Annotated in this window: 28 protein-coding genes; 16 read left to right on the top strand and 12 right to left on the bottom strand. The window is 67.7% G+C overall.

The window, feature by feature from the left end:
• Window positions 1–229 precede the first annotated feature (229 nt).
• The 10 genes from AC5P6X_RS07625 to AC5P6X_RS07580 all read left to right on the top strand — a co-directional run bounded on the left by AC5P6X_RS07625 (window position 230) and on the right by AC5P6X_RS07580 (window position 10,864).
• Window positions 230–2,437, top strand: coding sequence for a TonB-dependent siderophore receptor (locus tag AC5P6X_RS07625; RefSeq protein ID WP_329756702.1), 2,208 nt, complete (start codon window positions 230–232; stop codon window positions 2,435–2,437).
• 190 nt (window positions 2,438–2,627) lie between these two features.
• Window positions 2,628–4,271 (top strand): malonate decarboxylase subunit alpha, encoded by a 1,644-nt coding sequence (mdcA, locus tag AC5P6X_RS07620; protein ID WP_108270277.1) that lies wholly within the window; start codon window positions 2,628–2,630, stop codon window positions 4,269–4,271.
• 10 nt (window positions 4,272–4,281) lie between these two features.
• Complete coding sequence (gene mdcC, locus AC5P6X_RS07615; protein ID WP_099527516.1) at window positions 4,282–4,602, top strand: malonate decarboxylase acyl carrier protein; 321 nt, start codon at window positions 4,282–4,284, stop codon at window positions 4,600–4,602.
• The gene (locus AC5P6X_RS07610; protein ID WP_329756699.1) at window positions 4,599–5,507 is read left to right on the top strand and encodes a biotin-independent malonate decarboxylase subunit beta; all 909 of its coding nucleotides are present in this window, start codon (window positions 4,599–4,601) and stop codon (window positions 5,505–5,507) included. The genes mdcC and AC5P6X_RS07610 overlap by 4 nt, the downstream gene beginning before the upstream one ends.
• 2 nt (window positions 5,508–5,509) lie before the next feature.
• The gene (gene mdcE, locus AC5P6X_RS07605) at window positions 5,510–6,214 is read left to right on the top strand and encodes a biotin-independent malonate decarboxylase subunit gamma (protein ID WP_164221513.1); all 705 of its coding nucleotides are present in this window, start codon (window positions 5,510–5,512) and stop codon (window positions 6,212–6,214) included.
• Window positions 6,207–6,848, top strand: a complete 642-nt coding sequence (gene mdcG / locus AC5P6X_RS07600) for a malonate decarboxylase holo-[acyl-carrier-protein] synthase (protein WP_049453239.1) — start codon at window positions 6,207–6,209, stop codon at window positions 6,846–6,848. Before mdcE ends, mdcG begins: the two co-directional genes overlap by 8 nt.
• Before the next feature lie 35 nt (window positions 6,849–6,883).
• Entirely contained in the window at window positions 6,884–7,699 is an 816-nt protein-coding gene (gene mdcB / locus AC5P6X_RS07595) for a triphosphoribosyl-dephospho-CoA synthase MdcB (protein ID WP_164221425.1), read from the top strand.
• Window positions 7,696–8,616, top strand: coding sequence for a malonate decarboxylase subunit epsilon (gene mdcH, locus AC5P6X_RS07590; protein WP_495215390.1), 921 nt, complete (start codon window positions 7,696–7,698; stop codon window positions 8,614–8,616). Before mdcB ends, mdcH begins: the two co-directional genes overlap by 4 nt.
• Window positions 8,617–8,720: 104 nt before the next feature.
• Window positions 8,721–10,088, top strand: a complete 1,368-nt coding sequence (locus tag AC5P6X_RS07585; protein WP_005412592.1) for an SLC13 family permease — start codon at window positions 8,721–8,723, stop codon at window positions 10,086–10,088.
• A 56-nt stretch (window positions 10,089–10,144) separates the two neighbouring features.
• On the top strand, window positions 10,145–10,864 hold the full coding sequence (locus AC5P6X_RS07580) for a GntR family transcriptional regulator (protein ID WP_005408509.1): 720 nt from the start codon (window positions 10,145–10,147) through the stop codon (window positions 10,862–10,864).
• Window positions 10,865–10,935: 71 nt separating this feature from the next.
• Here AC5P6X_RS07580 and AC5P6X_RS07575 read toward each other — a convergent pair whose 3' ends face one another.
• On the bottom strand, window positions 10,936–11,268 hold the full coding sequence (locus tag AC5P6X_RS07575) for a hypothetical protein (protein WP_043034145.1): 333 nt from the start codon (window positions 11,266–11,268) through the stop codon (window positions 10,936–10,938).
• Window positions 11,269–11,419: 151 nt separating this feature from the next.
• Between AC5P6X_RS07575 and AC5P6X_RS07570 the strand changes: the two genes are divergently transcribed.
• Entirely contained in the window at window positions 11,420–12,367 is a 948-nt protein-coding gene (locus tag AC5P6X_RS07570; RefSeq protein ID WP_005412590.1) for a nucleoside hydrolase, read from the top strand.
• Between the two features lie 4 nt (window positions 12,368–12,371).
• Here AC5P6X_RS07570 and AC5P6X_RS07565 read toward each other — a convergent pair whose 3' ends face one another.
• The 6 genes from AC5P6X_RS07565 to AC5P6X_RS07540 all read right to left on the bottom strand — a co-directional run bounded on the left by AC5P6X_RS07565 (window position 12,372) and on the right by AC5P6X_RS07540 (window position 18,300).
• Entirely contained in the window at window positions 12,372–13,631 is a 1,260-nt protein-coding gene (locus AC5P6X_RS07565; RefSeq protein ID WP_329756695.1) for an MFS transporter, read from the bottom strand.
• A 78-nt stretch (window positions 13,632–13,709) separates the two neighbouring features.
• On the bottom strand, window positions 13,710–14,723 hold the full coding sequence (locus AC5P6X_RS07560) for a hypothetical protein (protein ID WP_049448699.1): 1,014 nt from the start codon (window positions 14,721–14,723) through the stop codon (window positions 13,710–13,712).
• A gap of 125 nt (window positions 14,724–14,848) precedes the next feature.
• Window positions 14,849–16,162 (bottom strand): sensor histidine kinase, encoded by a 1,314-nt coding sequence (locus tag AC5P6X_RS07555; protein ID WP_108270283.1) that lies wholly within the window; start codon window positions 16,160–16,162, stop codon window positions 14,849–14,851.
• Window positions 16,159–16,899, bottom strand: a complete 741-nt coding sequence (locus tag AC5P6X_RS07550; protein ID WP_049448695.1) for a response regulator — start codon at window positions 16,897–16,899, stop codon at window positions 16,159–16,161. Before AC5P6X_RS07550 ends, AC5P6X_RS07555 begins: the two co-directional genes overlap by 4 nt.
• Window positions 16,900–16,956: 57 nt before the next feature.
• Window positions 16,957–17,502 (bottom strand): redoxin family protein, encoded by a 546-nt coding sequence (locus AC5P6X_RS07545; protein WP_108270284.1) that lies wholly within the window; start codon window positions 17,500–17,502, stop codon window positions 16,957–16,959.
• A 3-nt stretch (window positions 17,503–17,505) separates the two neighbouring features.
• Window positions 17,506–18,300: an alpha/beta fold hydrolase gene (locus AC5P6X_RS07540; RefSeq protein ID WP_044569642.1), complete on the bottom strand. Its 795-nt coding sequence runs from the start codon at window positions 18,298–18,300 to the stop codon at window positions 17,506–17,508.
• 342 nt (window positions 18,301–18,642) lie between these two features.
• Between AC5P6X_RS07540 and AC5P6X_RS07535 the strand changes: the two genes are divergently transcribed.
• The 5 genes from AC5P6X_RS07535 to AC5P6X_RS07515 all read left to right on the top strand — a co-directional run bounded on the left by AC5P6X_RS07535 (window position 18,643) and on the right by AC5P6X_RS07515 (window position 22,242).
• Entirely contained in the window at window positions 18,643–19,287 is a 645-nt protein-coding gene (locus tag AC5P6X_RS07535) for an HvfX family Cu-binding RiPP maturation protein (protein ID WP_108270285.1), read from the top strand.
• A gap of 95 nt (window positions 19,288–19,382) precedes the next feature.
• Window positions 19,383–19,859, top strand: a complete 477-nt coding sequence (locus AC5P6X_RS07530) for an HvfA family oxazolone/thioamide-modified RiPP metallophore (RefSeq protein WP_088436908.1) — start codon at window positions 19,383–19,385, stop codon at window positions 19,857–19,859.
• A 56-nt stretch (window positions 19,860–19,915) separates the two neighbouring features.
• Complete coding sequence (locus AC5P6X_RS07525) at window positions 19,916–20,761, top strand: HvfB family MNIO-type RiPP peptide maturase (RefSeq protein WP_088436907.1); 846 nt, start codon at window positions 19,916–19,918, stop codon at window positions 20,759–20,761.
• Window positions 20,754–21,488: an HvfC family RiPP maturation protein gene (locus AC5P6X_RS07520; RefSeq protein ID WP_088436906.1), complete on the top strand. Its 735-nt coding sequence runs from the start codon at window positions 20,754–20,756 to the stop codon at window positions 21,486–21,488. Before AC5P6X_RS07525 ends, AC5P6X_RS07520 begins: the two co-directional genes overlap by 8 nt.
• A 115-nt stretch (window positions 21,489–21,603) precedes the next feature.
• Window positions 21,604–22,242 (top strand): ferric reductase-like transmembrane domain-containing protein, encoded by a 639-nt coding sequence (locus AC5P6X_RS07515; RefSeq protein WP_049448683.1) that lies wholly within the window; start codon window positions 21,604–21,606, stop codon window positions 22,240–22,242.
• Between the two features lie 53 nt (window positions 22,243–22,295).
• Here the strand turns inward: AC5P6X_RS07515 and AC5P6X_RS07510 are convergent, their stop codons facing one another.
• The 5 genes from AC5P6X_RS07510 to AC5P6X_RS07490 all read right to left on the bottom strand — a co-directional run bounded on the left by AC5P6X_RS07510 (window position 22,296) and on the right by AC5P6X_RS07490 (window position 26,606).
• Complete coding sequence (locus AC5P6X_RS07510; RefSeq protein ID WP_088436905.1) at window positions 22,296–23,432, bottom strand: metallophosphoesterase; 1,137 nt, start codon at window positions 23,430–23,432, stop codon at window positions 22,296–22,298.
• Between the two features lie 134 nt (window positions 23,433–23,566).
• A complete protein-coding gene (locus AC5P6X_RS07505; protein WP_088436904.1) occupies window positions 23,567–25,105 on the bottom strand; it encodes a TerC family protein in 1,539 nt (512 codons plus the stop codon).
• Between the two features lie 43 nt (window positions 25,106–25,148).
• Entirely contained in the window at window positions 25,149–25,373 is a 225-nt protein-coding gene (locus AC5P6X_RS07500) for a helix-turn-helix domain-containing protein (protein ID WP_012479411.1), read from the bottom strand.
• Window positions 25,373–25,840, bottom strand: a complete 468-nt coding sequence (locus AC5P6X_RS07495) for a DUF2975 domain-containing protein (RefSeq protein ID WP_005412578.1) — start codon at window positions 25,838–25,840, stop codon at window positions 25,373–25,375. Before AC5P6X_RS07495 ends, AC5P6X_RS07500 begins: the two co-directional genes overlap by 1 nt.
• 184 nt (window positions 25,841–26,024) lie before the next feature.
• Entirely contained in the window at window positions 26,025–26,606 is a 582-nt protein-coding gene (locus AC5P6X_RS07490; protein WP_088436903.1) for an NMCC_0638 family (lipo)protein, read from the bottom strand.
• Between the last annotated feature and the right edge of the window lie 38 nt (window positions 26,607–26,644).

Below are 26,644 nucleotides of genomic sequence, written 5' to 3'. Positions count from 1 at the left end.
GGTCAGAGCCCATTGCCTGCGGCAACAGGATCCGACCCCGGCCCGCCACTGCTCTGCGCCGGAAAGCCCCTGCGAATGACGCGAATTGTAATGTTGTTAAGAATTATTTACATTTGCGTCCTGTGCAGTGATCGCACCTCCCCAGATGGACCTGACCGTGCCCGAAGCCGCCGCCCGGGCGCTGGACGACTGTTGCCGCCCTTCCCCGCTTCCGAGCCTCGAGCCCACCATGTCCCTGATCCTCCGTAACCGCCTGCCCCGCCGCGCGTTGCTGCCGGCTGCCCTGCTTACGTCGCTGACCCTGCTGGCCGCGCCCAGCGCGTTCGCCGCCGCCGATGGCACTGCCGATGCCAAGACCCTGGACCGGGTCAGCGTCCGCGCCGAACAGTCCGCACCACCGTCGAGCACCACGCGCCTGCCGATCACCCTGCAGGAGACCCCGCAGTCCGCCACCGCCATCAGCCTGCAGCGCCTGCAGGACGAATCACTGTTCAGCATCAACGATGTGATGCGCAACGTAACCGGCGTGAGCGTGTCCTTCTATGACACGCAGCGCCCGCTGTACTACGCGCGCGGCTTCGCCATCACCGACTTCCAGGTCGATGGCATTCCCACCTACAGCGGCTCCACCAACCAGGAGTACGACACCGCCTTCTACGACCGTATCGAAGTGATCCGCGGCGCCAACGGCCTGCTCAGCGGCGCCGGCGTGCCGTCGGCCACGGTCAACCTGCTGCGCAAGCGCCCGGGCAAGGAATTCGATGCGTCGTTCGCGGTCAGCGCCGGCAGCTGGGACTACCGTCGCATGGAGGCCGACGTGACCGCGCCGCTGACCGCCGACGGCCGCTTCCGCAGCCGCGTGGTCGCCGCCTACACCGATCGTGGCCTGTATTACGACCGCTACGACGAGAACAAGATGGCCGGCATGGCGGTGCTGGAGGGCGACGTCACCGACAGCACCACGATCACCCTCGGTTACCAGAGCCAGGACAACAACCCCACCGGCTCGACCTGGGGCACCGTGCCGTTCTTCGACAACCAGGGCCATTTCGCGCACCTGCCGCGCTCGACCAACCTGTCGCCGAAGTGGAGCTACTGGAAGCGCGAGAGCAACACCGCCTTCGCCAACCTGGAACAGCGTTTCGGCGACAACTGGCTGTTGAAGATCAATACCGCCTATACCCGTGGCAACGTGCAGAACGTGCGCCTGTACGGCACCGGCAACCCGGACCCGGTGACCGGCTCGGGCATCTTCCTGCGTGCAGCCGCCGGTGATTCGAAGGACACCCGCCGCAACGTCGATGCCTACCTGACCGGCAGTTTCGATCTGTTCGGCCGCGACCACGACGTGACGCTCGGCGCACAGTGGTCGGACCTGGAAGGCACGACGAATACCCTGGCACTGAACTTCCCGAGCGACTGGGCAACGTGTGTCAGCGCCACGGGTGCACGCGAGCGCTGCTACTACATTCCCAACGTGTACAACTGGAACGGCGACATCTCCGAGGTGACCTACCGCCGCACCGGCGCGCGCCGCGTGGCCAAGACCACGCAGAGTGGCGTCTACCTGGCCACCCGCCTGCGCCTGGCCGATCCGCTGTCGCTGATTGCCGGCGCACGCCTGAGCCGCTGGGAAACCCTCACCCGCTCCTACAACGCCGCTGGCGCCTACACCGGCACCAGCGGCGCGTACAAGGTGAGCGATGAAGTCACTCCCTACGTGGGCCTGGTCTACGACATCACCCCGAACGTGTCGGCCTATGCCAGCTACACCGAGATCTTCAACCCGCAGAACTTCAAGGACCGCAACGAGAACCTGCTGGCACCGGTGCAGGGTTCGAACCTGGAAGCGGGCATCAAGACCCAGTGGCTGGACGGCCGCCTGACCGCCAACGCCGCCGTGTTCGAGGCCAAGCAGGACAACTACGCCGTGCGCGACATGGGCGTGCCGGAAGGTTCGCTGAGCGATGGCACCTCCGCCTACATCGGCGTCAACGGCACCAAGGCACGTGGCTGGGAAGTGGACGTCAACGGCGAGATCCTGCCGGGCTGGACGGTCAATGCCGGCTACACCCACGTCAAGGTCACCCGCGCGGCTACCGACCTGCTGTACGCCAACCCGCCGAAGGATCTGTTGCAGCTCAACACGCAGCTGCAGCTGCGCGGTGCGCTGGAACGCCTGAGCGTTGGCGGTGGCGTGCAGTGGCAGAGCAAGGTGCAGGGCTACAACATCGCCTATCCGCTGGGCGGCACGGTGACGGTGAACCAGCCGGCCTACATGCTGGTGCAGTTCAATGCCAACTACCGCATCAGCGACAGCTGGACCGCAACGCTGAGCGTGCGCAACGCACTGGACAAGACCTACTGGGCGAATCTGGACTACAACAACTACGGCGAACCGCGCTTCGTGTCGGCCAGCCTGCGCTGGACGTTCTGAGCAACCCGCAAACCGGTGGGTGCCTGGTGGGTGCCGACCGTTGGTCGGCACGCCCTCCGCCACGGCCCACGGTCGTGGCCTACCTGAATGGGCCCGCCTCCGCGCGGGCCCTTCCTTTTGCTGCACTGCAGGTTGCGGCGTCCTTCGTAATTATGTCGTAATTACATCGACACCAATCGGAAGCCGGTCGATGAACCCGAGCTGGGATACGTTGGAACGCAGCCGCCAGGCCCGCCTGGAACGTGCCGCGCCGTGGGCCCGGGGACGCGAGGTCGCCGCCGGCGACGTAGGCGAGCTGCTGCACGCACTGCTGGAGCCAGGCGACAAGGTCTGCCTGGAGGGCAACAACCAGAAGCAGGCCGATTTCCTCGCCCAGGCCCTGGCCGATCTTGACCCGGCCCGCGTGCACGACCTGCACATGGTGCAGTCGGTGCTGTCGCTGCCGTCGCACCTGGATGTATTCGAGCGTGGCATCGCGTCGAAGCTGGACTTCTCGTTCTCCGGCCCGCAGTCAGTGCGGTTGGCCAACCTGGTGGCTGAAGGGCGCATCCAGATCGGTGCCATCCACACCTACCTGGAACTGTTCGGCCGCTACTTCATCGACCTGACCCCGCGCGTGGCCCTGGTCGCCGCGCAGGCCGCAGATCGGCACGGCAACCTGTACACCGGGCCGAACACCGAAGACACGCCGGTGATCGTCGAAGCCACCGCCTTCGGTGGCGGCATCGTCATCGCCCAGGTCAACGAGATCGTCGACACCCTCCCCCGCGTCGACATTCCCGCTGACTGGGTCAACTTCGTGGTGCAGGCGCCGAGGCCGAACCATATCGAACCGCTGTTCACCCGCGACCCGGCGCAGATCTCCGAGATCCAGGTGTTGATGGCGATGATGGCGATCAAGGGCATCTACGCCGAGTACGGCGTGAACCGCCTCAACCATGGCATCGGCTTCGACACGGCGGCCATCGAACTGCTGCTCCCCACCTACGCCGAATCGCTCGGCCTGAAGGGAAAGATCTGCCAGCACTGGGCGTTGAACCCCCACCCGGCACTGATTCCGGCAATCGAATCGGGCTTCGTCAGATCGGTGCATTCGTTCGGTTCGGAACTGGGCATGGAGAAGTACATCGCCGCGCGAGGCGATGTGTTCTTCACCGGCGCCGATGGCTCGATGCGTTCCAACCGCGCCTTCTCGCAGACCGCCGGCCTGTATGCCTGCGACATGTTCATCGGTTCCACATTGCAGATCGACCTGCAGGGCAACAGCTCCACCGCCACCCGCGACCGCATTGCCGGCTTCGGTGGCGCACCGAACATGGGCTCGGACGCACGCGGCCGGCGCCATGCCAGCGAGGCCTGGATCAAGGCCGGCCAGCAGGCCGCGCGCCCGGGTGAGATGCCGCGTGGGCGCAAGCTGGTGGTGCAGATGGTGGAAACCTTCCGCGAGCACATGGCGCCGGCCTTCGTCGAGCGCCTCGATGCCTGGGACCTGGCCGAACGCGCGAACATGCCGCTGCCGCCGGTGATGATCTACGGCGACGACGTCAGCCATGTGCTGACCGAGGAAGGCATTGCCAACCTGCTGCTGTGCCGCACCCCTGAGGAGCGCGAACAGGCGATCCGTGGCGTGGCCGGCTATACCGCCGTGGGCATGGGGCGCGACCGCGCGATGGTGGAGAACCTGCGCGACCGCGGCGTGATCCGCCGTCCCGATGACCTCGGCATCACCGTGCGCGATGCCAGCCGTGACCTGCTGGCGGCGCGTTCGGTGAAGGACCTGGTGCGCTGGTCCGGCGGCCTGTACGACCCGCCCAAGCGCTTCCGCAACTGGTAAGGGGCTGAGCATGGAAACCCTCGACTATCGATTCGAAGGACACACTGCGGTGCAGTTTCCGCGCGATGCGGTGCTGGTCGGCGTGCTGGCCTCGGGCAACCTGGAAATCCTGCTGGAGCCGGCCGCACTGGACGGCGCGATGACGGTGCGCATCATCACCGCCGCGAAGGGCTTCGGCAGCGTGTGGCAAGCGGTGATCAGCGACTTCGCACAGCGTCATCCGCTGCGCGATGTACGCATCTCGATCAACGATGCCGGTGCGACCCCGGCGGTAGTCAGCCTGCGCCTGGACCAGGCCGTGGAAACACTGCTGGCCGGAGGCACGCCATGAGCCACGCTCGACGCCACAGCTATTACGAAGCCGATGCACGCGAGCGCATTGCCGGGCTGGTCGACGCCGGTTCGTTCCGCGAATTCCTCGGCCCGGCGCGGAGGGTGATGAGCCCGCACCTGGCCCAGCTCGATCAGCCGGCCGCATTCGACGATGGCATCGTGGTCGGCGAAGCCACGCTGCAGGGCAAGCGCGTGCTGCTGGCCGCACAGCAGGGTGAATTCATGGGCGGCGGGGTGGGCGAGGTGCACGGCGCCAAGCTGACCGGGCTGCTGCGTCGTGCAGCCGAAACACATCCCGAAGGCGTGCTTCTGCTGCTGGACACCGGCGGCGTGCGCCTGCATGAAGCCAATGCCGGGCTGATCGCCATTTCCGAAATCATGCGCGCCACCCTGGACGCGCGTGCAGCGGGTGTGCCGGTGATCGCGCTGATCGGCAGCGGCAACGGCGCCTTCGGCGGCATGGGCATCGTCGCCCGCTGCTGCACTACGGTCATCATGTCCGAAGAGGGTCGCCTGTCGCTGTCCGGCCCGGAAGTGATCGAGACCGTGCGCGGCGTGGAAGAGTTCGATTCCCGCGATCGCGCGCTGGTCTGGCGCGTAACGGGAGGCAAGCACCGCTACCTGATCGACCAGGCACAGGTGCTGGTGCCCGATGCCATCGAGGCCTTCGCGCAGGCGGCCAGTAACGCGCTGCAGCCTGATACCAGCAGCACCGATCCGGATACTGCACTGGCCGCGCTGCAGGCCCGCCACGCTGCACTGAAGGCGCGCGTGCAGGCCTGGGGCGATTGCCGCGATGGCCTGGAGATCTGGGCCCGCCAAGGCATCGCAGCCCCCGAGCGACTACCGCTGCTCGACACCGATGAGTTCCTCATCGCCACCGCCGACCGGAGCCTGCCATGAGCATGCCGCTGCAGACCCTGCTCGATGCCCTGTTCCCGCATGGGCATGCCATTGCGGTGAACGATTCGGTGCTGACCGGCAGCGCTGCCACCGAGGATGGCGAGGTGACCGTGATCGGCACCGCCGACAGGCTCGAGGTGGGCGTGGACCACGTACTGGTACTGGCCGAAACGGTGCTGGCCAGCACCGCCGCGCATCCGCAGCAACCGATCGTGATGCTGGTGGATACCGCCGGACAGCGCCTGGCGCGGCGCGACGAACTGTTGGGCATCAATGGTTACTTTGCGCATCTCGCGCAGACGCTCGATCTGGCACGCCGCCGTGGTGCGCGCCTGATCACCCTGGTCTACGGCGAATCCGTCAGTGGCGGCTTCCTCTCATTCGGCCTGATGGCCGACCACATCCACGCCCTGCCCGATGCACAGGTGCGGGTGATGGACCTGCGCGCAATGGCGCGGGTGACCAAGCAACCGCTGGAGAAGCTGCAGGCGCTGAGCCAGAGCTCGCCGGTATTCGCGCCGGGCGTCGCCAACTACGTGGCGATGGGCGCGGTGGACTCGTTGTGGGAAGGCGATCTTTCCCAGCACCTGCTGCAGGCCCTGCGCACACCCGCCGAAGGCGACCTGCGTGCCGCACGCGGCGCACAGCGCGGCGGTCGCGCCCTGGCGGCAGGGGTTTCGACTGCGGTGGCCCACGGCGATGCCTGAGCGGCCCGCCCGCCACACGCTGGCCTGGCTGTCGGCCGATGCCGACTGGCGGGCTGACGTGACTGCGCACGAACCGCGCCTGGCAGCATGGTTCGCACAGGGCCTGCCAGCGATGGTGGCACGCAGTGCGGCGGATGATCCCGACCCGCGGCTGCGCTTGGGGGTGCCGCTGCCGCCAGGCGAAGGCAAGCAACGGCTGGCGTTGCGCGTGGCCCTGCAGGACATCCAGCACCTGCAACCTCCCCCTGCCCTGGATGAGATTCTCGCCGGCGGCGTTCCGGCTGATTGGCAGGCGGCACTGCAGGCAATGCTGCGGCTTGCACCGGCCCGCGTGTTCGGCGCCTTCGCTTGGCAGCACCTCAGCGGCCTGCCCTATGTGCATGCACGCTCGGACATCGACCTGCTGTGGCAGGTGGGTGACGCACGCCAGGCCGACCTGCTGGTCGAGCGCCTGCAGCACTGGGAAAGCGCCTTCGGGCATCGGGTCGATGGCGAACTGTGCCTGGTGGATGGTGGCGCGGTGAACTGGCGCGAATACGCCGGGCGCAGCCGCGAGGTACTGGTCAAGCGCCTCGATGGTGCCGCACTGGAACTACGTGATGCGTTGTTCGCCTCCACCGGGGTGAGCGCGTGAACGCCCTCGTGCAACCGGCGGTCAGGCCAGCTGCCGTGGACAGCGCGCGTCTGGGGCGCCTCGCCATCGCCAGCCTGCACGCCGAACTGGCCCTTGCACCCAAGCCAGGGTTGGTCACCCCCTTCGACAGCGGCAGCCACCACGACATGGACGCCGGCACGTTCCTGCGCAGCCTGTTCACGCTGCGCCACTACTTCATCGCCGTGGCCGACGCCGGTGCCAGCGCGGCACCGTTCCAGACGTTGCGCCGGCACGGCATCGCTGCGGAGATATCGATGCTGCACGCCACTGCGGGCATCAACACTCATCGCGGCGCGATCTTCAGCCTTGGCCTGCTGGTGGCGGCTTCCGCTGCCTGTCGGGGCCGCGCGGGCGGTGCCATCGCAGCCGAGCAGGTCTGCCAGGAAGTGCGCCGCTGGGCTGCCGAGCTCGCCGACGCACCTCTAGATGCGAACAGCCCTGGCCAGCGCGCGCGCGCGCGGCACGGCGTGCAGGGTGTGCGCGAACAAGCGACCGCCGGCTACCCGCTGCTGCGCGAGGTGGCACTGCCTGCCCTGCGCCACGCGCTGGCCAGCGACCTGCCACGCCAGGCCGCGATGTGCCAGACCCTGATGCAGCTGATCGCGTGCGTGGATGACCTCAACCTGCTGCACCGTGGCGGCGTCGACGGCCTGCGCTGGGCCCAGCAACAGGCGCGAGGGTTCCTCGATGCCGGTGGCGCCTTCGTACCCGGCTGGCAGGCATGCCTGCACAGCATCGGTGATGGATTCGTCGCACGCCGGCTGAGCCCCGGCGGCAGTGCCGACCTGCTGGCCTGTGCCTGGTTCCTGCTGCAGCAGGAGGTTGCATGAGCCTTGCCCTGCTCTGCCCCGGCCAAGGTGCGCAGCATGCGGCAATGTTCGACCGCGTGCGCGATCTGCCCGCCGTGCGCGACGTACTGGAGACCGCCAGCGCAGTGCTTGGACGCGACGTGTTCGCGGCAGCTGCTGACGAATCGCGCTTCGACAATGTTCTGGCGCAGCCCTTGCTGTGTGCAGCCAGCCTTGCGCACTGGCAGGGACTTCGCGAAGCGGCGCCTGCACCGGTGCTGGTGGCCGGCTACAGCATCGGCGAGCTCGCCGCGCATGCCATCGCCGGCAGCTTTGATGCGGCCACCTGCCTGGCGCTGGCTGCGCAACGTGCGCAGTTGATGGACAGCGCCAGCCCCGCCGATGCAGGCCTGCAGGCGGTGCTCGGGCTGGAACGCCATGTACTGCAGCCGCTGTGCGATCTGCACGGCGCGCACGTGGCCATCGCCAACGGGCAGGACCATTTCATCGTGGGCGGCACGCACGCCTCGTTGCAGCGGCTGGACGATGCAGCGCGGGCGCAGGGCGCGGACATCCGTCTGCTGCCGGTGCGCGTGCCCGCACACACACCATTGCTGGCGACGGCGGTCGCACCGTTCGCTGCCGCACTCGATGCATCGCCACAGCAGGCCCCACGCCTGCCGCTGCTGGCCGGCATCGATGCGCGACCGGTGCGCGACCGCGCAACGGCAGTCAACACGCTGTCGTTGCAACTGGCGCAGACCATCGAATGGGCGCAGGTGATGCGCCAGGCCTTCGAGCGCGGCGCGCGGGTATTCCTGCAGTTGGGCCCGGGCAACGCGCTGGCGCGCATGGTCGCGCCGGCCTATCCGTGCTGCGAGGTGCGCGCGGTGGAAGAGTTCCAGAGCCTTGAAGGCGCGGCGGCATGGGTCCGCAGCGCGCTGGAACGGCTGCAGTAACGGGTTCGAGCAGTACGTATCACGCAACACGCCGTACGTCGCCTTACCCCGGGATGGCGGGTCTCCATCCGCGCTGTACGTGAGTCACGTGTCTGGGAGGGCGCATGAGTCCACAAATCGCAACGATCATCGGTCTGGTGATCATGTTCATCGTCGCCACCGCGATGCCAATCAACATGGGTGCCGTCGCTTTCGCGCTGGCCTTCATCATCGGCGGGCTGTGGGTCGACATGGGCGGCAAGGAGGTCCTGGCCGGCTTTCCCGGCGATCTGTTCCTGACCCTGGTCGGCATCACCTACCTGTTCGCCATCGCGCAGAAGAACGGCACCATCGACCTGCTGGTGCACTGGGCAGTAAAAGCCGTGCGCGGCCATATCGTGGCCATTCCGTGGGTGATGTTCGTGATCACCGCAGTCCTCACCGCGTTCGGTGCGCTGGGCCCGGCGGCGGTCGCGATCATCGGTCCGGTCGCGCTGCGCTTTGCCAAGCAGTACAACATCAATCCACTGATGATGGGCCTGCTGGTCATCCATGGCGCGCAGGCCGGTGGCTTCTCGCCGATCAGCGTGTACGGCAGCATCACCAACGGCGTGGTGCAGAAAGCCGGGCTGGAAGTGACCGAGATGGCGGTATTCCTGACCAGCCTGGGCTTCAACTTCATGATGGCGACGATCTGCTTCTTCGCGTTCGGCGGCATCGCCCTGCTGCGGCGTGGCTCGATCACCGCGGCCGGAACGATCGGCAATGCCGAGCTGGCGATGGCCGGTGGCCCGCAGGCATCGTCGCGGCAATTCGCCATTGAAGGCCATGGCGCGCTGGTCGCAGCTGGCGGCGGCACGCTCAGCAATGATCCGGCGGCACTGGATGCGGTGAGCCTGACCCGCGAGCGCCTGTTCACCCTGATCGGCCTGCTCGGCTTGGGCGTGGCCGCGCTGATCTACAACCTCAACGTCGGCCTGGTCTCGATCACCGTGGCTGTCGCGCTGGCACTGCTGTCGCCACAAAGCCAGAAGGGCGCGGTCGATGGCATCAGCTGGTCCACCGTGCTGCTGATCTGCGGTGTGGTGACCTACATCGGCGTGCTGGAACATGCCGGCGCGGTGGACTTCATCGGCAATGGCGTGTCCGACATCGGCATTCCGCTGCTCGGCGCGCTGCTGGTCTGCTACGTCGGCGGCATTGTCTCCGCATTCGCCTCGTCGGCTGCGGTGCTGGGCGCCACGATTCCGCTGGCGGTACCGTTCCTGATGCAGGGTCACCTCAGCGCCGCCGGCGTGATCTGCGCGCTGGCGGTGTCGTCCACCATCGTCGATGTCAGCCCGTTCTCCACCAATGGCGCACTGGTGGTGGCCTCGGCAGCCAAAGAGGAACGCGAGACCCTGTTCCGCCGCTTCCTGGTCTACAGCGGACTGGTGGTGGCCCTGGGGCCGCTGCTGGCCTGGCTGGTGTTCGTGGTGCCGGGCTGGATGTAACCGCCGGACGGTCGTGCCGGCCACTGGTCGGCACGACCTGGCGTTACACTCTGCGCATGGCTATTGCCCCTGCCCCGCGGTCACCGAAGAAGCGCGCGCCTCTGTATGAAGAGGTTGCCGAACACGTGCGCGAACGCATCTACGATTACCGCCTGCCGCCGGGTGAGTGGATCGACGAGCCCGCGCTGTGCGAAGAACTGGGCATCAGCCGCACACCGCTGCGCGAAGCGCTGAAGCTGCTGGCCGCCGAAGGTCTGGTGCAGATTGACGCGGGTCGTGGCAGCAGGGTCACCCGACTGACGCTGGAAGACCTCAACCAGTTGTTCCCGGTGATGGCCATGCTGGAAGGCCGCTGCGCGCACGAGGCGGTCAGGCACATCGACGATGCCGGCGTGCAGCAGCTGGAAGACCTGCATGCCGCGATGGAAACCGCGGCAGCCGAGGGCAACATCGCCGAGTACTACCGCAACAACTACCTGATCCACGAAACCGTGCAGCACTACGCCGGCAACCCGTGGCTGATCCGCATCACCCACGATCTGCATCGCATCCTGAAGATGCATCGCGGCCGCCAGCTGCTGACACCGGGGCGCACCGCGCAGTCGCTGGCCGAACATCGCGAGCTGATGGAGTGCTTCCGACGCCGCGACGCGCAGGCTGCCGAACGCACCATGGAGCGCCATCTGCTGAGCCAGGGCCAGGCTCTGGCCGCCTATGTGGCAGCAGGCGGGCTGTTGAACGTGCCGGCGCCCTTGCCGACCGAAGGCGGCGGTTGAGCGGATGAGGTTGCCGGCCAGCGGCCGGCACTACCAGGACGTGACCTTGGCCGGCACCCTGGAACGTCTCATCAATCGCCGCCACCGCAGCTGCCGCCGTCACCACCCCCACCGCTGTCGCCGCTTCCGCAGTCAGAGCTGCTGTAGCTGTGATGGCTGTGGTTGTCACTGGAATAGCCAACGGAGGTGTCATGGCTTCCGCCGCCATCCCCCCGGCTGCCCGAGCCATCGGCCGTGGCCACCGCCATGCACAGGATGGCGCCGACCAGCGGCAGCAGCCAGACCAGCAGCAACTGCACCGTCCGGCCGCCTGCCGAGAGGCCATCGCGCCTGACGATCACCACGGTAGCCACCACGTTCAGGCCCAGCACCAGCAGGACCAGCAGAAGGGCAACGATCAGCATTCGGCGGTTCCGTGCCTGGACTGGGGGCATTATGGCCTGCCTCCCCGGCAATGGCCCTGCCTGTCATGAAGATGGGACAATGTAGGGCGCGCCGGCCTGCTTCCGGGCCGCCGGCGCCCCCCGCACCACACGGAAGAAGAAGAACAACAACATGCTGAAAGTCATTTTCGATACCGACCCGGGCGTCGACGACGCCCTGGCCCTGCTGTACCTGCACAAGCACGCCCAGATCGACCTGATCGGCGTCACCACCACCTTCGGCAATGCCTCGGTGGAGTCGACCACGCACAATGCGCTGTACCTGAAGCAGGCCTGGGGCTTTGCCGCCCCGGTCGCACGCGGTGCCGGCGGCCCGCTGCAGCCGGAAGCCACCCCGGAAGCCTGGCCGGTGCACATCCATGGCCACAACGGCCTGGGCAACCACCCGGTGCCGGCCAGCCTGGACGTGGCGGCCGATGCGCGCCCGGCCCACCAGCTGATCATCGACCTGGTCCGCGCCCATCCGGGCGAGGTGACCCTGGTCGCGGTCGGCCGCATGACCAACCTGGCCCTGGCCCTGCAGCAGGCGCCGGACATCGCCGGCCTGGTGCGCGGCGTGGTGATCATGGGCGGCGCCTTCCACGTCAACGGCAACATCACCCCGGCCGCCGAGGCCAACATCTGGGGCGACGCCGAAGCGGCCGACGTGGTGTTCACCGCCAGCTGGCCGGTCACCGCCATCGGCCTGGACGTGACCACCCGCGTGGAAATGGACCGTGACGGCCTGGACACGCTGGCTGCGATCGGTGGTGCCGATGCCGAACTGGTGCGTGCGCTGTCGCAGGATTACGTGGACTTCTACCTGCAGGCCGGCCACAAGGGCATGGTCGTGCACGACTGCTGCGCCTGCATCGCGCTGACCCGTCCGGAGCTGTTCCGGTTCGAGCGCGCCAGCGTGCGCGTGGCCACCGACGGCGTCGCCCGCGGCATGACCATTCCCAAGCCGGAAGGCCTGGCGTTCGGCCCCAGCGTGTGGGACGGCCACGTGGTGCAGTCGATTGCCATCGGCGTGGATGCGGCCGCCGTGCTGGCCGACATCGAGCAGACCCTGAAGGTCTGACCCGCTAGCGCTTGGCCCTGCCCGGGACCGTCTCGGGCAGGGTCCACAGCACCGGCAGCACCAGCACCGCCACCAGCGCGATCATCGCGCCCGGCGCCGCCGCCCAGCCGCTGCGTTCCACCCACCATTGCGCCAGCCATGGCGTTGCCCCGCCGAAGAAGGCCGTGGCCATGGTCACGCCCAGTGCCAGCCCACTCACCCGCCCTTCGCCGGGGAACTGCTCGGCCGTGGCCGGGGCCGCCACCGCGCTCACGCCACCGGCCACGCAGGCCAGCAACACCGCGGCCAGCGCGATGCCCAGCGGCGTCGCCTGCGCCATCCACGCGAACAAGGACAGCGGCAGCAGCGCTGCCAGCACGGTCAGGCCCAACAGCACCGGCCGTCGTCCGACACGGTCGGACAATGCGCCGCACAGGGGCGTGATCGCGATCACCGCCACTGCCGCAATCGTCGACAGCCACAGCGCATCGCCCTCATCGTGGCCCCGCGCATGCAGGAATGCGGGCACATAGGTGATGCCGACGTAGTAAGTAATCGAGCCCAGCGCCGAGATCGCGAACGTGCGCGCCACCGCCAGCGGATGGTTGCGCAGGACATGGCGAAGCGGCGTGGCCGGAATGCTGCCCTCACGGCGCTGACGCTCGAACTCCGGCGACTCGTGCATGCCCGAGCGTGCGACCAGGATCACCAGTGCCAGCGCCGCGCCAACGAAGAACGGAATACGCCAGCCCCAGCTGTCCAGCTGCGCGGGCGCGAGCAGCGCCACGGTAACCGCAGAGATCGCCACCGCCAGCAGCGCACCCACCTCGCTGGCGGCCGAAGCCAGCGAGGTCACCAGGCCGCGTCGCCGCGCCGGTGCGCTTTCCAGCAGGTACGCCACCACGCCGGTGTACTCGCCGCCCACCGAAAACGCCATCACGCAGCGCAGTACCAGCAGCAGTACGCCCGCCGTGGTGCCTGCGGTGGCCGCGGTTGGCAGCAGCGCAGTGGCCAGCATTGCCGCCGCCATCAACGCCATCGAAGCCAGCAGCATCCAGCGCCGGCCCAGGCGGTCGCCAAGGTGGCCGAAGCACAGCGCGCCCAGCGGGCGCATCAGGTAGGACACCGCGAAGCCGGCCAGCGTGACCAGCAGCGCCTGTTCGCCGCCGCCGAAGAACACCCGCGACAGCACAGTGGCGAAATACAGGTACAGGGTGAAGTCGTACCACTCCACTACCGTGGACAGGCCCGCCACCCACATCGAGCGCTGCCGCGCCGCGGTCATTGCGTATTCGCCTTCAACAGCCTCGATCCCGGTTGCGCAGGTTCCGCGCAGCGTGGCATGGACGGGGTGAAATACCGGTCATCGGCTGTCCGCTGCCTGCATGTACTGGGTTTCATGGCCGGTGAAACGCTCGCCGTCAAAGCCGAAGCAGAAGCGCCCCTCCTCGAACACGCGGTAGACCAGCAACGCGCCATCGAGGCAGAACTGCGGCTGGTCCACGCCCGTTTCCAGTGTCCCGTAGCCGGTAGCATCACCGCCCTTCCCCGCCGGCCCGGTGAAGGCATCGAACGGCAGTGGCGTCGCCCTGCCCGTGCGGGTATCGACCAACACCAGCGTGCGCTGGAAGTACTCGGGTCGATCATCGACCTGCACCAGCAGGTAGTGCTCGTTGAAATTGGGTTTCTGATGCTGGAGGGCATCTTCGATGGCGGCCCGGTGCGGCGCATCGCAGAAGTCGACCGGGCTGTAGCGGTAGCTGCAACCGTCGTGGTCGTAGGGCAGGTTCATGCCCGAGTAGCTGACGCCTGCCTGGCTGCCCAGATTGTCTCCCGGTTCCGGCGTGCTGCACAGCAGCCACGAACGCTGCGCATCCTCCGGGTCGGCCAGCAGCTTCGGCTCGCGGCCCTCCTCGTAAGCCACACCACCCGGGAATTCCTGGCCGAAACGCTGGCGGACGATGGGACGTGCCTTCTCCAGCGGCAGGCCGATCTTCGCGCCACGGAACGAGACGAAGGTCATCGTCGGCAGGATCACCTCCTCCACCGGCAGTCCCTTCCACTGCCCCTGCACGCAGAACGTGGCGATCTCGTTCTCCTCATCTTCCTTGCAGGGCTTCGGTGCATTCGTGGCCAGCCAGGGGTCGGCCGGGCGGTCGGTCTGCAGATCGATGTACCAGCCTTCCAGCGCGCAGGTCGGCAGGGCATCGAGCAGCGGAGAGAGGTCTGTTGCGGTGGCCGGGGCGGCAAGTGGTGCGGCCGCTGCGGGCGCGTCGGCCGGTACGTCTGGTGCGCGCTGGCAGGCCGCCAGCGCGAGTAGACCGACCAGCAGCGCGACGTGGCGCGGGCGCCGGATTGAATGCTGCGTTCCCTGCATTGCGTGTTTCCTGGTTTCGACACTCCCGGCAGATGATCGCCGATCCCGAAGCCGTGCAGGAACGTCGCAGATCCCACATCGGGGTCAGCGCCCTTCGCTCCCGCAAAGGGATCCGACGCCGCCCGTTACACCGGCAGCTGCAGTTCCGCCCGCAGGCCGCCGCCCTCGCGGTTGTGCAACGTCAGCGAGCCGCCCAGCGACTGTGCCAGCTGCACCGCGATGGCCAGGCCCAGGCCAGTGCCGCCGGTATCGCGGTTGCGCGAGCTTTCCAGCCGATGGAACGGCGCCAGCACTGCCTGCAGCTGGTCCTCGGGAATGCCAGGGCCACGGTCGGAAATGCTGATCCACACTCTGCCGGCGTCATCACGGCCCGCCTCGACCTCGGCGGCACCCGCGTAACGCAACGCGTTGTCGACCAGATTGCCGACCACCCGGCGCAGCGGCTGCGGCCAGGTCTGCACGACCAGTCCAGCGGGCGCAACACCGCTGACCGGCTTGCCCATGTCCTCGTAATCGCCCACCACACTGGCCAGGAACGCGCCCAGGTCCATCGACACCGGTGCGCCACTGGCGACGTGGCTGCTGCGCGCATAGGCCACGCCCTCACGCACCAGTTGACCCAGATGGTCGAGGTCGTCCAGCAACCGCTGCTGGGTGCTGTCTTCAGGCAGGGTCTCCACCCGAAGCTTCATGCGCGTGATGGGGGTCTGCAGGTCATGCGAGATCGCGGCCAGGATCTGCAGGCGCTCACTGACATGGCCACGAATGCGTGCCTGCAGTGCGTTGAGCGCGGCCGCCGCGCCGCCCACTTCCGCCGGGCCATCTTCAGGCAGTTCGGGCCCGTCCTTGCCCGGCTGCAGATGCTCCACCGCATGCGACAGCTGCTGCAGCGGGCGCATGGCCAGGCGCACCGCCAGCCACGCGCACACCAGCAGCAGCGCGAGCTGCACCAGCAACACGGCGGGCAGCCAGCGCGCCAGCGGCAGGCCCGACGGGGTGACTTCGATGGTCAAGGGGGTGCCGTCGTGCAGGCGCAGTTCCACCTCGAACCGCTCCGGCAGGCGAGCCACCTGGCGCGCCTGCAACGGATAGCGGCGCTGCAGGCTGTCGTCGATGATCGCGGTGACCTGGCGTGCACGATCGGTCTGCAGTCCCGGCCCAGCCGCAGCCGGGCGCAGCAGGTAACGGTAGGTGCGCCGCTCCAGCCGCGGCACCCAGGCCGCGCGCTGGCCTGCGGGCAGGTGTTCCAGCAGCGCGACACTCACGGCCACGTCTTCGTCCAGGTTGCGCAGCATCATGCTGCGGGTGGACTGGTAGCGTTCGAAGAACAGCAGGCCGAAGGACAGTGCGTGGGCCAGGGTCAGTCCGCCCAGCAGCACCAGCAGCAGCCGCGCCGACAGCGTGCGCGGCCAGCGTGGGCGGTGTGCGGTGGTGTTCATTCGTCCGGCCCCAGCAACTGCACCGGCAGGCTGAACACATAGCCTTCGCTGCGCACGGTCTTGATGTAGGTCGGCTCGCGTGCGTCGTCACCCAGGCGCTGCCGCACGCGGCTGACCAGCAGATCGATCGAGCGGTCGAACAGTTCGGCATCGCGGCCCTGGGTGAGGCTGAGCAGCTGGTCACGGCTGAGCACCCGATTGGCGTGATCGAGGAACACGCGCAACAGGCGGAACTCGGCGCCACTGAGCGGATGCGCGGTGTCCTGCGCATCCAGCAGATGGCGTGCGGTGGTGTCCAGGCGCCACTCGCCGAAGGCCAGCTGGCGACCTGCTTCGCTCACCTGCAGATTTGGCGGCAGCATCTGCGTGCGGCGGATCACCGCATTGATGCGTGCCAGCAGTTCGCGCGAAGAGAAGGGCTTGGTCACATAGTCATCAGCGCCCATTTCCAGGCCGATGATGCGGTCGGTCTCGTCGTCGCGGGCGGTCAGCAGCACCACCGGCACCGCACGATGCTTGCCGGCGCGCAGGTTGCGGCACAGGCTCAGGCCGTCCTCGCCCGGCATCATCACGTCCAGCACCACCAGATCCACGGCATGGGTATCCATCAGCGCGCGCATGGCCCGGCCACCGTCGGCCTGGCTCACGCGCAGGCCGTTGCGCTGCAGGTAATCGGCCAGCATCTGGCGGATCTCGCTGTCATCGTCGACGACCAGGATATGCGGTACGTGGTTCATTGCGTTCTCGATGAAGACGGAGGTCAGGGCCGCGCTGCGCGGCCATGGTAGCGCGGCTCAGGGACTGGCCAGCAGGCGCTGGATCTCGCTTTCGGTACGTGCGTAGTCGCCCTCGCCGTAATGGCGGTAGACCACCCGCCCCTGACGGTCGAGCAGGTACAGCGCGGGCCAGAAGCGGTTGCGCCAGGCGTTCCAGATCCGGTACTGGTTGTCCTGCACCACCGGCCAGGTGATGTCCAACCGTGCGATGGCCTTGCGCACGTTGCCGGGCAGCCCTTCATAGGCGAACTCCGGCGTATGCACGCCGATCACCCTCAGGCCCCGCGACGCGTAGCGTGCATGCCACTGGTGGACATGCGGCGCAACGTTGAGGCAGTTGCGGCAGGTGTAGGTCCAGAACTCGACCAGCACCACCTGCCCCCGCAACTGCTTCAGTGTGAGCGGTGGGCTGTTGTGCCAGGGCCCGCCACCGTCGAACCCGGCCATCGGTTCTGCATCGAGCGGTTGCGCGCCGGCATCCGCGCCGGGCCATGCCAGCAACAACGCCGCTCCGCCCAGCAGGGCCAGCAACAGCGGCAATGCGTACCCTCGCAGTGCGGCCATCGCTCAGCCCCCCTGCTCGGCCAGCGGCAGTTCCGCCGGCTTCACCCCCGCCGCTTCCAGGATGCTGTCGGCCACCTGCGCCGGATGCGAAAGCAGCGACACATGGCTGCTGCCGATCGATTGCAGCTGTGCACCGATGCGACGTGCGGTCGCGGCCTGCAGCTGCGGCGACAGCATGCGGTCATCGCGGCTGAGCACGTACCAGCTCGGCTTGCTGCGCCACGCCGCAACGTTCACCACCTCGCCCAGAGCGCTGGCCTTCAACGGGACCTGCGTGCTGTACAGCAGTGCGGCCGATTTTTTCATCACGTCCGGCGCGAAGTCCTGGGCGATGGCATCAGCCGGCAAGGTCAGGTAGCCGTCCCTTTCCTGCAGTCGGGCCAGACCCGGACCGACCGGGAAACCTTCGCCCTGTTGCGCCGAAGATTGCCCTGCATCCGGTGCGAACGCCGCCACGTACACCAGCGCCTGCACCTTCGGGTCATTGCCCGCTTCGGTGATGACCGTGCCACCCCAGCTGTGGCCGACCAGCACCACCTTGCCAGGCGCAGCGGCAATCGCACGACGGGTGGCGGCGACGTCGTCGGCCAACGAGGTGAGCGGATTCTGTACGGCCACCGCCGGCAGCTTCCAGTCATGCAGGGTACTGATGACCTTGCTCCAGCTGGAGCCATCGGCGAAGGCGCCGTGCACCAGGATGACGGTGGGCGGTGCAGCGGTATCGACCTGGCTAGCGAAGGCGGGGACGGCTGCGCCGGCAAGGGCGAGAGCAGCGGCAAGCAACGAGGTACGGATCATGGGTGGCACTCCGGTGTTGGGAATGGCCATTTCCGCCTGCCGGTGTATCACCGCTGTTTCTCCGCTGCGCGGAGTTGTACCGGACTGTAGGGCGCAGGCGGGTTTCTACAGTGGGATACATTCGCGCGCCGGTCCTGGCTGGGCGCTTTCGGGTGAATATCGCTCCCCGCACGCGGGCGCGCAACGCCCCGATGTGCGTCAACGCATCGTCTTTGTATCTGACTGTACGAAACCCCGGCCGCGACCACAGTCGCTGACAAAACCCCGGGCAACGGCACACGTTGCCGATACCTGCGCCGCCTGGAATGGCCTCCATCGACCACTGGCCCGCAGGACACCACCATGATCAGCACCGCCTCTTCCGTGTATACCCCCCGCCTGGATGCGGTCGGCCGCTGGCTCTCGCCATTGGCGCTGCGCACCCTGCTGGCCTGGGAGTTCTTTGAATCCGGCCGCGAGAAGCTGGGCGACCAGAACTGGTTCGCCGACCTGGAAGGCCGCTTCCCGTTCCCGTTCTCCGCCCTGCCCGCGTCGCTGAACTGGCAGCTGGCGACCTGGCTGGAACTGGTGGGCGCGGTGATGCTGCTGCTCGGCCTGGCCACGCGCTCGGTGGCCTACGTCTTCTGGGTCCTCACCATCGTTGCCATCGCCGCCGTGCACTGGCCCGACCAATGGAACGGCCTGGGTGAACTCTGGCAGGGCTACGCGATCACCGACCAGGGCTACGGCAACTTCAAGCTGCCGCTACTGTTCCTGGCCATGTTGCTGCCGCTGATCCTCAACGGCGGTGGCGCGCTCAGCGTGGACCGGCTGTTGGCCGGCTCACAGCATGCCCCTGTCGGCAATGACGGCCTGGGCTGGGGCGTCAGCCTGATCGCCCTGCTGCTGCCGGTTGCCGCGCTGCTGCCCGGCATCGGCTTCGGCGGTGCCCTGCTCGGCGGCGTGCTGCTGCTGGGCCATCTGCTGCGCCGTCGCCACGCCGCCTGAGCTGAATCCCCTGTTCCCGCGCCTTTCGCTTTCCGTCGCCTCCTCGGCGGCGTCCATCCCGCACGCCCCGCGTGCTTTCCCAAGGAGTCATCACCATGTCCATCTCGACCAGGAACACCCCCTCCTCCCGCCTGCCGCGCATCGGTGCCATCGGCATTGCCCTGGCCGGTGGCCTGCTGCTGGCCGGCCAGGCCGCGGCGATCCAACCGCTGGCGATCAGCGCGGTGGCCATGAGCGCCGCCGCCGAAGGCAAGTGCGGTGAAGGCAAGTGCGGGGCCAACAAGGCCACCACCGGCAAGCCCGCCGACAAGGCCAAGGTGGCCGAGGGCCAGTGTGGCGAAGGCAAGTGCGGCGACGCCTCGTTTGCCCGCACTGACCGCGACCACGACGGCAAGGTCTCGCGTGCCGAGTTCAACGCTGTGGCCGCCAAGCGCGCCGCCGAGTTCGACCGCATCGACACCGACCACGACGGTTACATCAGCGAGCAGGAAGCGCACGACTACCTGCGCAGCGTCTACACCGCCAACGGCAAGCCGATGCCGAAGGGCCTGTTCTCCCGCGTTGCCGATTGATCGACGTTCACCCGGCGCCGCCTTCAGGGCGGCGCCCTTTCTCTGGAGCATCCGCCATGTCCCTGCCCCTGCCCTTCAATGCCGCCGGCCTTGGCCTGCGCCGTGGGCTGATCGACGAACTGCTGGCAATGCCGGCCGGTGCCATCGACTTCCTCGAAGTCTCCCCCGACAACTGGATCGGCGTCGGCGGTGCACACGGCGACGCGCTGCGCCAACTCAGCGACCGCCACCCCTTGACCTGCCACGGCCTGTCGCTGTCGCTGGGCGGTCCTGATCCGCTGGACCGCACCCTGCTGGCACAGACCCGTGCCTTCCTCGACCTGCACCAAGTGCAGCTGTACAGCGAACACCTGAGCTACTGCGCCGCCGGCGGCCATGTCTACGACCTGCTGCCGCTGCCGTTCACCCCCGAGGCCGTTCACCATGTCGCCGGTCGCATCGCCCAGGTGCAGGAGATGCTGGGCCGACGCATCGCCGTGGAGAACATCTCCTACTACGCCGTTGCCGGCGCGGACATGAGCGAGATCGACTTCATCAACGCCGTGCTCGCCGAAGCCGACTGCGACCTGCTGCTGGACGTCAACAACGTTTTCGTCAACGCCTGCAACAACGGCTACGACGCCTTCGAATTCCTGGCCCGCGTGCCGGCCCACCGCGTCGCCTCGCTGCACGTAGCGGGCCACTTCGATGAAGACGATGGCTTCAAGATCGATACCCATGGTGCGCCGGTGAAAGGCGTGGTCTGGGCACTGTTGCGCGAGGCCTATGCGCGGGTGGGCGTGCGCCCCACGCTGCTCGAACGCGACTTCAACTTCCCCCCGCTTGCCGAATTGCTGGCCGAGGTCGGGCAGATCCGCCAGGCGCAGGCCGAGGCACGTTGGCCCGAGGTGACCCATGGCTGAGTCGCTGGCTACCCTGCAACGGCGCTGGGCCGATCATGTGCGCGACCCTGCAAAGACCGCACCCGATGGCATCGAGGCGCGGCGGATGGCGGTCTACTGCCGCCTGTGCATTGACAGTCTGGACAGCCTGTTGGCGGGCAGCCTGCCGCGGCTGAAGTCGCAGCTGGGCGATGCCTGCTGGCGCAACACCGTCGAGCACTACTACGCGAGGCACGCCTGCCGCACGCCGTTGTTCCCACGGATCGCGGGCGAGTTCGCGGCCTGGCTGGCGGTGCAGGACACGCTGGCGCTGCCGGGCTGGGCAGCGGAACTGGCGCACTACGAGAGCACGCAGCAGTCGCTGCACATTGAAGCGCGTGACGGCGGGCGGCCGCTGCAGCGCGCTCCCGTAGGCAATGATGTGCTGGCGGTTTCGCCATTGGTGCGGGTGCTTGGCTACCAGTGGCCAGTACATGAGGACGGGGCGCTGGAGCCGGTGTTGAGCACGGCTCCCACGCTGCTGGTGATCCAGCGCCTCGCCGATTTCAGCCTGCAGACCGAGGAACTGTCACCGCTGGCCTACGCGCTGCTGTCGGTGTTCGGTGACGACAGCGCGTCGGTGGATGAAGCACTGCAGCTGCTGTCCGAAACACATGGCGTGGCAGCGGACGCATTGCGCATGGCCTGCGTGCCTGTTCTGGGCGAGCTGTGCGCGGCGGGCGTGCTGGTTGCATCGCCCGCTTTCTGAGGTTGCCGGCCAGCGGCCGGCACTACCCGTTCCTCGGCCGGCCAGCGGCCGGCACTACCCCTTCCTTGACCGGCCAGCGGCCGGCACTACCGTCCCCCTACTTCGAGGTCTCATCATGGCTCCTTCCAACACGTCCTTCCTGCATGGCTGGCGCCTGTTCGTGGCCGTAGCGGTGGTCCTGATCGCCTTCGCGCTGGCGGCCTTCGCCCTGTATCCCGATGCAGCCGAAGGCAGCCGAGCCGCGATCCGGGTCACTGCGCGCACATCGTTCCTGCTGTTCCTGGCAGCGTTCACGGCATCGTCGTTCGCCAGCCTTCTGCCCGGCCCGCTCACCCGCTTCCTGCTGCGCGAACGGCGCATCATCGGCCTGTCCTTCGCGTTCTCGCACCTGTTGCATGCAGTCGCGATCACCAGTTTCGGCGTCCTCAACCCGGCGTTCTGGCCAGCACGATCCGCGCTGGCCAACCTCCCGGGAACGGTGGGCTACATTGCCATCCTGGCGCTGGCCATCACCTCGCACCGGGGGCTCGCCAGGCGCATGGGACCCACCGCCTGGCGTCGCCTGCACGTCACCGGCATGTGGATCATTGCGGCGGTGTTTACCTACTCGTACTTCAAGCGCGTTCCGGGCAACTTCTGGTATGCGGTGCCGTCGGCGCTGCTGTTCACCGCCTTCGTGGTGCGCTGGATTGCCAAGCGGGCGCAGGCGCTGCGCCGAAGTGCGCATGTGCGGCCGCCGCTGCGGGCGGCCTGACGGGCCGGGGTCAGATGCCTTTGCCGCAGGGAAAGGGATCTGACCCCCTAAGGTCAAGGCGCGCGGCGCAGCGTGATCAGGGTGATCTCCGACGGCACACCGATGCGCGCCGGGAAACCTGCCCAGAGGCCCGCACCGTTGCTCACGTACAGTGTCATCCCGTCCACGTCGTAGCGGCCGGAGACATAGCCGCCGTTGGCTCGTTTCACCAACTGGTCCATACCAAAGATCTGCCCGCCGTGGGTATGCCCGGACAATTGCAGCTTCACACCGCGCGCGGCAGCTTCACGCGCATTGCGCGGGCGGTGATCGAGCAGGATCACCGGTGCAGAGGGATCGGCGCCGGCCAGCGCGGTTTCCAGATCCGGCAGCGGCAGGCCATAGCGTGCCGCCACCGGATCGGTGACGCCGGCGATGGTCAGCGCCGCGTCATCACGGCGTACCTGCAGATGGCTGTTCTCCAGCACCTGCATGTGCAGCGCGCGGAACGCCTGCATCCACGCCTGGTACTGCGCGTAGTACTCGTGGTTGCCGGTGATGGCGACGACGCCGTCCGGCGCCCGCAGGTCCGCGAGCGGGCGCGCGTCGTCACGGCGGGCCTCGACACTGCCGTCGATCAGATCGCCAGTGATCACGATCAGGTCCGGTGTCAGTGCGTTGCTCTTGTCCACAACCTTGCGCACCCAGTCGCCGGTCAGCAAGCGGCTGGCGTGGATGTCGGTCAGCTGCAGCACGCGATAGCCGTCGAACGCAGCAGGCAGATCCTTGATCGCCACGTCGATCTGCCGAGGCTGGGGCACGGCCATGCCCTGGCTGATGCCATAGCCACTCACAAGCAGCGCCAGCAGGCCGGCCAACGGCCGCAGCTTCGAGGCGCGCAGGACCGATACGATGCGCGGCCAACGCAGCAGGCGCGAAAGCAGCAGGCCGGCATCCAGTACCAGCATCATCAAGGCGAGCAGCAGTACCGCCGTGGAGCCGGTGGCCAGAACGGCGATGGCCAGCTTCGGGATCTCTGGCGAGGCCATCGTGCCCCAGAAGGTGGCGACGATGCGCAGCTGCACGGCCACGCCCACCAGCAGCAACGACAGCACGACCTTCATCCAGATAGGCATGCGCAGTGGCCAGAACAGGCGCCAGGCCACATACAGGCCCATCAACAAACCGATCGTACTCAGCACTGCAACCATCCATGACAGAAATCGGGCCCGCCATGGTGACGGCTGCGGGTCGTGTTGTGTAGAGCCGGGCCCATGCTCGGCTGCCCAGGAAGCCGTCGAGCATGCCTCGACGCTACAGAACCCCGATCGCGCATGGCTCGACGCTACGGATGCCCCAGGCGCTCCACCCGCAGGCGGGCGATGCGACGCTTCTCCATCGCCAGTACGGTGATGCGAACATCCGCAATCTCCACCGCGTCACCGATGTCCGGCAGGCGCCCCAGACGCTCCAGCACCAGGCCGGAGATGGTCATGTAGTCGGCACTGCGCGGCAGCGATACGCCGGCCAGCCGCTGCAGGTCGTCCAGGGTCAGGGCACCGTCGGCCTCCCATTGGTCCTCGCCCTGCGCGACCACGCCATAGCGCGCGTCCTGGGTATCGACCAGGTCACCGGCAATGGCCGCCAGCAGGTCGTTGGCGGTCACCAGGCCTTCCACGCTGCCGTACTCGTCCACCGCCACCGCCAACGGCACCGGGTGCTGGCGGATCAGTTCCAGCGCCTGCAGCGCGCTGGCACTGGACAGCACGTACTGCGGCTCGCGCAGGTTGCCCTCCAGCTGCAGCGGCCTGCCCTGCAGCAGGTCGGCCAGCAGGTCGCGGCTCTGCACCACGCCACGCAGGCTGTCCAGGTCGCCATCACCCACCAGCAGGCGGGTGTGTGGCGACGCCACCAGGCGTGCCACCACATCCTCCTGCCCACGGGCCAGGTCGATCCACTGCACGTCGGCACGCACCGTCATCACGCTCGACACCGGGCGATCGGCCAGCCCCAGCACGCTGCGGATCATCTCGTGCTCCGCCGGCTGCAGGCGCTCTTCGGCATCGACGTGTTCGTCCGCGTTTTCGTCGTCGTGGCCATTGGCCGGGCGCGCGCCCAGCATGCGCAGCACGGCGTCGGCGGTGCGCTGGCGGAACGGCTGGCGGCGTTCGTTGCGCTCACGGTTGAAACGCACCCACTGGTTGAACGCCTCGACCAGGATCGAGAAGGCAATCGCCGCGTACAGGTAACCCTTCGGAATCTTGTAGCCCAGGCCCTCGGCCACCAGGCTGAAACCGATCATCAGCAGGAAGCCCAGGCACAGCACCACCACCGTAGGATGCTTGTTGACGAAGCGCGTCAGCGGCCTGCTGGCCAACAGCATCAGCGCCATCGCGATGGTCACGGCGGCATACATCACGCCCAGGTTGTCGACCATGCCCACCGCGGTGATCACCGAGTCCAGCGAGAACACCGCGTCGAGCACCACGATCTGTGCCACCACCATTGCGAAGCTGGCGTAGACCTTCTTGCCATCCTCTTGGTGTTCGCGGCCTTCCAGCCGTTCGTGCAGCTCCATGGTGCCCTTGAACAGCAGGAACAGGCCACCGCCCAACAGGATCAGGTCACGCCCGGAGAAGCTGTGGTCGAACAGCGTCAGCAGCGGCTCGGTCAATTTCATGATCCACGCCAACGCCGCCAGCAGCACCAGCCGCATCAGCAAGGCCAGCGCCAGGCCGATTACCCGCGCGCGGTCACGCTGGTGCGGCGGTAGCTTGTCGGCAAGGATCGCGATGAACACCAGGTTGTCGATGCCGAGAACGATCTCCAGCACGACCAGGGTTGCAAGGCCCATCCAGATCGAGGGGTCAGCCAACCATTCCATTTCAGGTCCGTTTCGTCAGTAGGTAAGGGAAAAGAGCGACCGCTCAGTCAGCGTCCTGTGCCTGCGCCGGGTCGTGCCCGAGCAGGTCGCCGGGCGTGCACTGCAGCTCGCGGCAGATCGCATCAAGGGTGGAAAAGCGGATGGCGCGCGCCTTGCCGGTCTTCAGGATCGACAGATTGGCCAGGGTGATGTCGATGCGCCCGGCCAGCTCGGACAGGGTCATGCCCCGTGCCTGCAGCATGCGGTCCAGGGTGATGACGATCGCCATCAGATGACACCGTCGAGGTCGTCGCGCATCGCTGCGCCCACGGCGAAGACGCGCGCCAGCACGAACAGCATCAGCACGGCCACCAGGCCAGTGATCGACATGCCACCGCCGACCTCCATCCAGGTGAAATCCGGGCCCATCCAGGCCGAATAGGCACCGATCAGGATCGACAGCAGTTCCATTGCCAGCATCAGCCAGGCCATGCGCTGCAGGCGCCGTGCATTGGCGTGGGTGAACGGCCGCTCGCGCGCCGCCGACTTCAGCAGCCTCAGCAGATGGCGCAGGAACAGCAGGCACAGCACCAGCAGCGCGATGATCGCGCCCAGGCCCAGGCAGAAGTGCAGGAACAGATCATTGCCGTGCGCGGCAGCGGCCTCGGCGTCATGCACGCTGTCGAGCAGCCAGCGGCGGTCGTGGGCGACCAGCGGCACCGCCAGCAGTGCGGCCAGGATGCCCAGCCAGCACATCGCCCGGACGGCCTGTACGGCGGCCTGGGCCAGGGCAAACAGGCCTCGCGCGGGTCTGGCGCGGGCGGGACGAGCGGTCAAGCGGCCTCCGGTGTTGGGGTGGACGCGCCGCCCCAGGATGGATTTATCGATAAACGATATATCACACGCTGCGTGAAAGGCTGAACCGCAGGCGTGGCTCCTGTCAGGGCCCGGGCGCGCCCCGCTCCAGCATCGCCTCACCCGGCGTCGCAGAGGCCATCGCCTGCACGCCGGCATCGGCGGCCTGTTGCGTGACCAGGCGGAAGCGCACCTGCAGCTTGCCCTGCCCCGGGGTGGCCCAGCCGTACTGGATCGCCACCTGATCGGCCGACAGCGGCCCACGTCCCGGCAGCGAGCGCACCTGCAACGGCATCGGCGCGGCCTGCACCAACCGGGCGAATCCCTTCTGCACGACCGCCGCGTCGGCCTTCTCGGCGTAGACCGTGCACGTGCCATCGTCAGCCCAGCTCACCGCATAACGGCCACTGGCCAGGGGCACCATCCAGGCCACACCCGATTGCCCCTGCAACAGCGTGGCGGCTTCGGCGGGCTGCAGCGGCGACAGCTCATTGGATTCCATCAGCGACTGCAACCGCGCCGGGGCCCCGATGTGCTGCATGCAGGCGGTATCGAACAACTCGCTGAAGGGATCCTGCGCCGGAGCCTTGGCCTTGGGCGTGCGCGCGGGTTGCGCCGCCGCCAGGGTGGGCAGCAGGGACAAAGCCAGCCAGAACGCAGGACGCATCGGGATTCCACGCTACGGAAAACAGCAGGGAGGATGGC

The organism is Stenotrophomonas sp. YJH_SMC_40 (assembly GCF_059368615.1).
Note: the sequence above shows the minus strand (reverse complement) of the source record. Positions and strands in the feature narration are given on the sequence as shown.

Bases quoted from the DNA above. Each gene is read 5' to 3' on its own strand.
- AC5P6X_RS07570 (WP_005412590.1), top strand. From the start codon at position 11,420: ATGCTGAAAGTCATTTTCGATACCGACCCGGGCGTCGACGACGCCCTG.
- AC5P6X_RS07525 (WP_088436907.1), top strand. From the start codon at position 19,916: ATGTCCCTGCCCCTGCCCTTCAATGCCGCCGGCCTTGGCCTGCGCCGT.
- AC5P6X_RS07515 (WP_049448683.1), top strand. From the start codon at position 21,604: ATGGCTCCTTCCAACACGTCCTTCCTGCATGGCTGGCGCCTGTTCGTG.
- AC5P6X_RS07560 (WP_049448699.1), bottom strand. From the start codon at position 14,723: ATGCAGGGAACGCAGCATTCAATCCGGCGCCCGCGCCACGTCGCGCTG.
- AC5P6X_RS07610 (WP_329756699.1), top strand. From the start codon at position 4,599: ATGAGCCACGCTCGACGCCACAGCTATTACGAAGCCGATGCACGCGAG.
- AC5P6X_RS07540 (WP_044569642.1), bottom strand. From the start codon at position 18,300: ATGATCCGTACCTCGTTGCTTGCCGCTGCTCTCGCCCTTGCCGGCGCA.
- AC5P6X_RS07550 (WP_049448695.1), bottom strand. From the start codon at position 16,899: ATGAACCACGTACCGCATATCCTGGTCGTCGACGATGACAGCGAGATC.
- AC5P6X_RS07580 (WP_005408509.1), top strand. From the start codon at position 10,145: ATGGCTATTGCCCCTGCCCCGCGGTCACCGAAGAAGCGCGCGCCTCTG.
- AC5P6X_RS07555 (WP_108270283.1), bottom strand. From the start codon at position 16,162: ATGAACACCACCGCACACCGCCCACGCTGGCCGCGCACGCTGTCGGCG.
- AC5P6X_RS07565 (WP_329756695.1), bottom strand. From the start codon at position 13,631: ATGACCGCGGCGCGGCAGCGCTCGATGTGGGTGGCGGGCCTGTCCACG.
- AC5P6X_RS07510 (WP_088436905.1), bottom strand. From the start codon at position 23,432: ATGGTTGCAGTGCTGAGTACGATCGGTTTGTTGATGGGCCTGTATGTG.
- mdcE (WP_164221513.1), top strand. From the start codon at position 5,510: ATGCCGCTGCAGACCCTGCTCGATGCCCTGTTCCCGCATGGGCATGCC.
- AC5P6X_RS07520 (WP_088436906.1), top strand. From the start codon at position 20,754: ATGGCTGAGTCGCTGGCTACCCTGCAACGGCGCTGGGCCGATCATGTG.
- AC5P6X_RS07575 (WP_043034145.1), bottom strand. From the start codon at position 11,268: ATGCTGATCGTTGCCCTTCTGCTGGTCCTGCTGGTGCTGGGCCTGAAC.
- AC5P6X_RS07530 (WP_088436908.1), top strand. From the start codon at position 19,383: ATGTCCATCTCGACCAGGAACACCCCCTCCTCCCGCCTGCCGCGCATC.
- mdcG (WP_049453239.1), top strand. From the start codon at position 6,207: ATGCCTGAGCGGCCCGCCCGCCACACGCTGGCCTGGCTGTCGGCCGAT.
- AC5P6X_RS07535 (WP_108270285.1), top strand. From the start codon at position 18,643: ATGATCAGCACCGCCTCTTCCGTGTATACCCCCCGCCTGGATGCGGTC.
- AC5P6X_RS07490 (WP_088436903.1), bottom strand. From the start codon at position 26,606: ATGCGTCCTGCGTTCTGGCTGGCTTTGTCCCTGCTGCCCACCCTGGCG.
- mdcA (WP_108270277.1), top strand. From the start codon at position 2,628: ATGAACCCGAGCTGGGATACGTTGGAACGCAGCCGCCAGGCCCGCCTG.
- AC5P6X_RS07625 (WP_329756702.1), top strand. From the start codon at position 230: ATGTCCCTGATCCTCCGTAACCGCCTGCCCCGCCGCGCGTTGCTGCCG.
- mdcC (WP_099527516.1), top strand. From the start codon at position 4,282: ATGGAAACCCTCGACTATCGATTCGAAGGACACACTGCGGTGCAGTTT.
- AC5P6X_RS07495 (WP_005412578.1), bottom strand. From the start codon at position 25,840: ATGTGCTGGCTGGGCATCCTGGCCGCACTGCTGGCGGTGCCGCTGGTC.
- AC5P6X_RS07500 (WP_012479411.1), bottom strand. From the start codon at position 25,373: ATGGCGATCGTCATCACCCTGGACCGCATGCTGCAGGCACGGGGCATG.
- AC5P6X_RS07545 (WP_108270284.1), bottom strand. From the start codon at position 17,502: ATGGCCGCACTGCGAGGGTACGCATTGCCGCTGTTGCTGGCCCTGCTG.
- AC5P6X_RS07585 (WP_005412592.1), top strand. From the start codon at position 8,721: ATGAGTCCACAAATCGCAACGATCATCGGTCTGGTGATCATGTTCATC.
- mdcH (WP_495215390.1), top strand. From the start codon at position 7,696: ATGAGCCTTGCCCTGCTCTGCCCCGGCCAAGGTGCGCAGCATGCGGCA.
- AC5P6X_RS07505 (WP_088436904.1), bottom strand. From the start codon at position 25,105: ATGGAATGGTTGGCTGACCCCTCGATCTGGATGGGCCTTGCAACCCTG.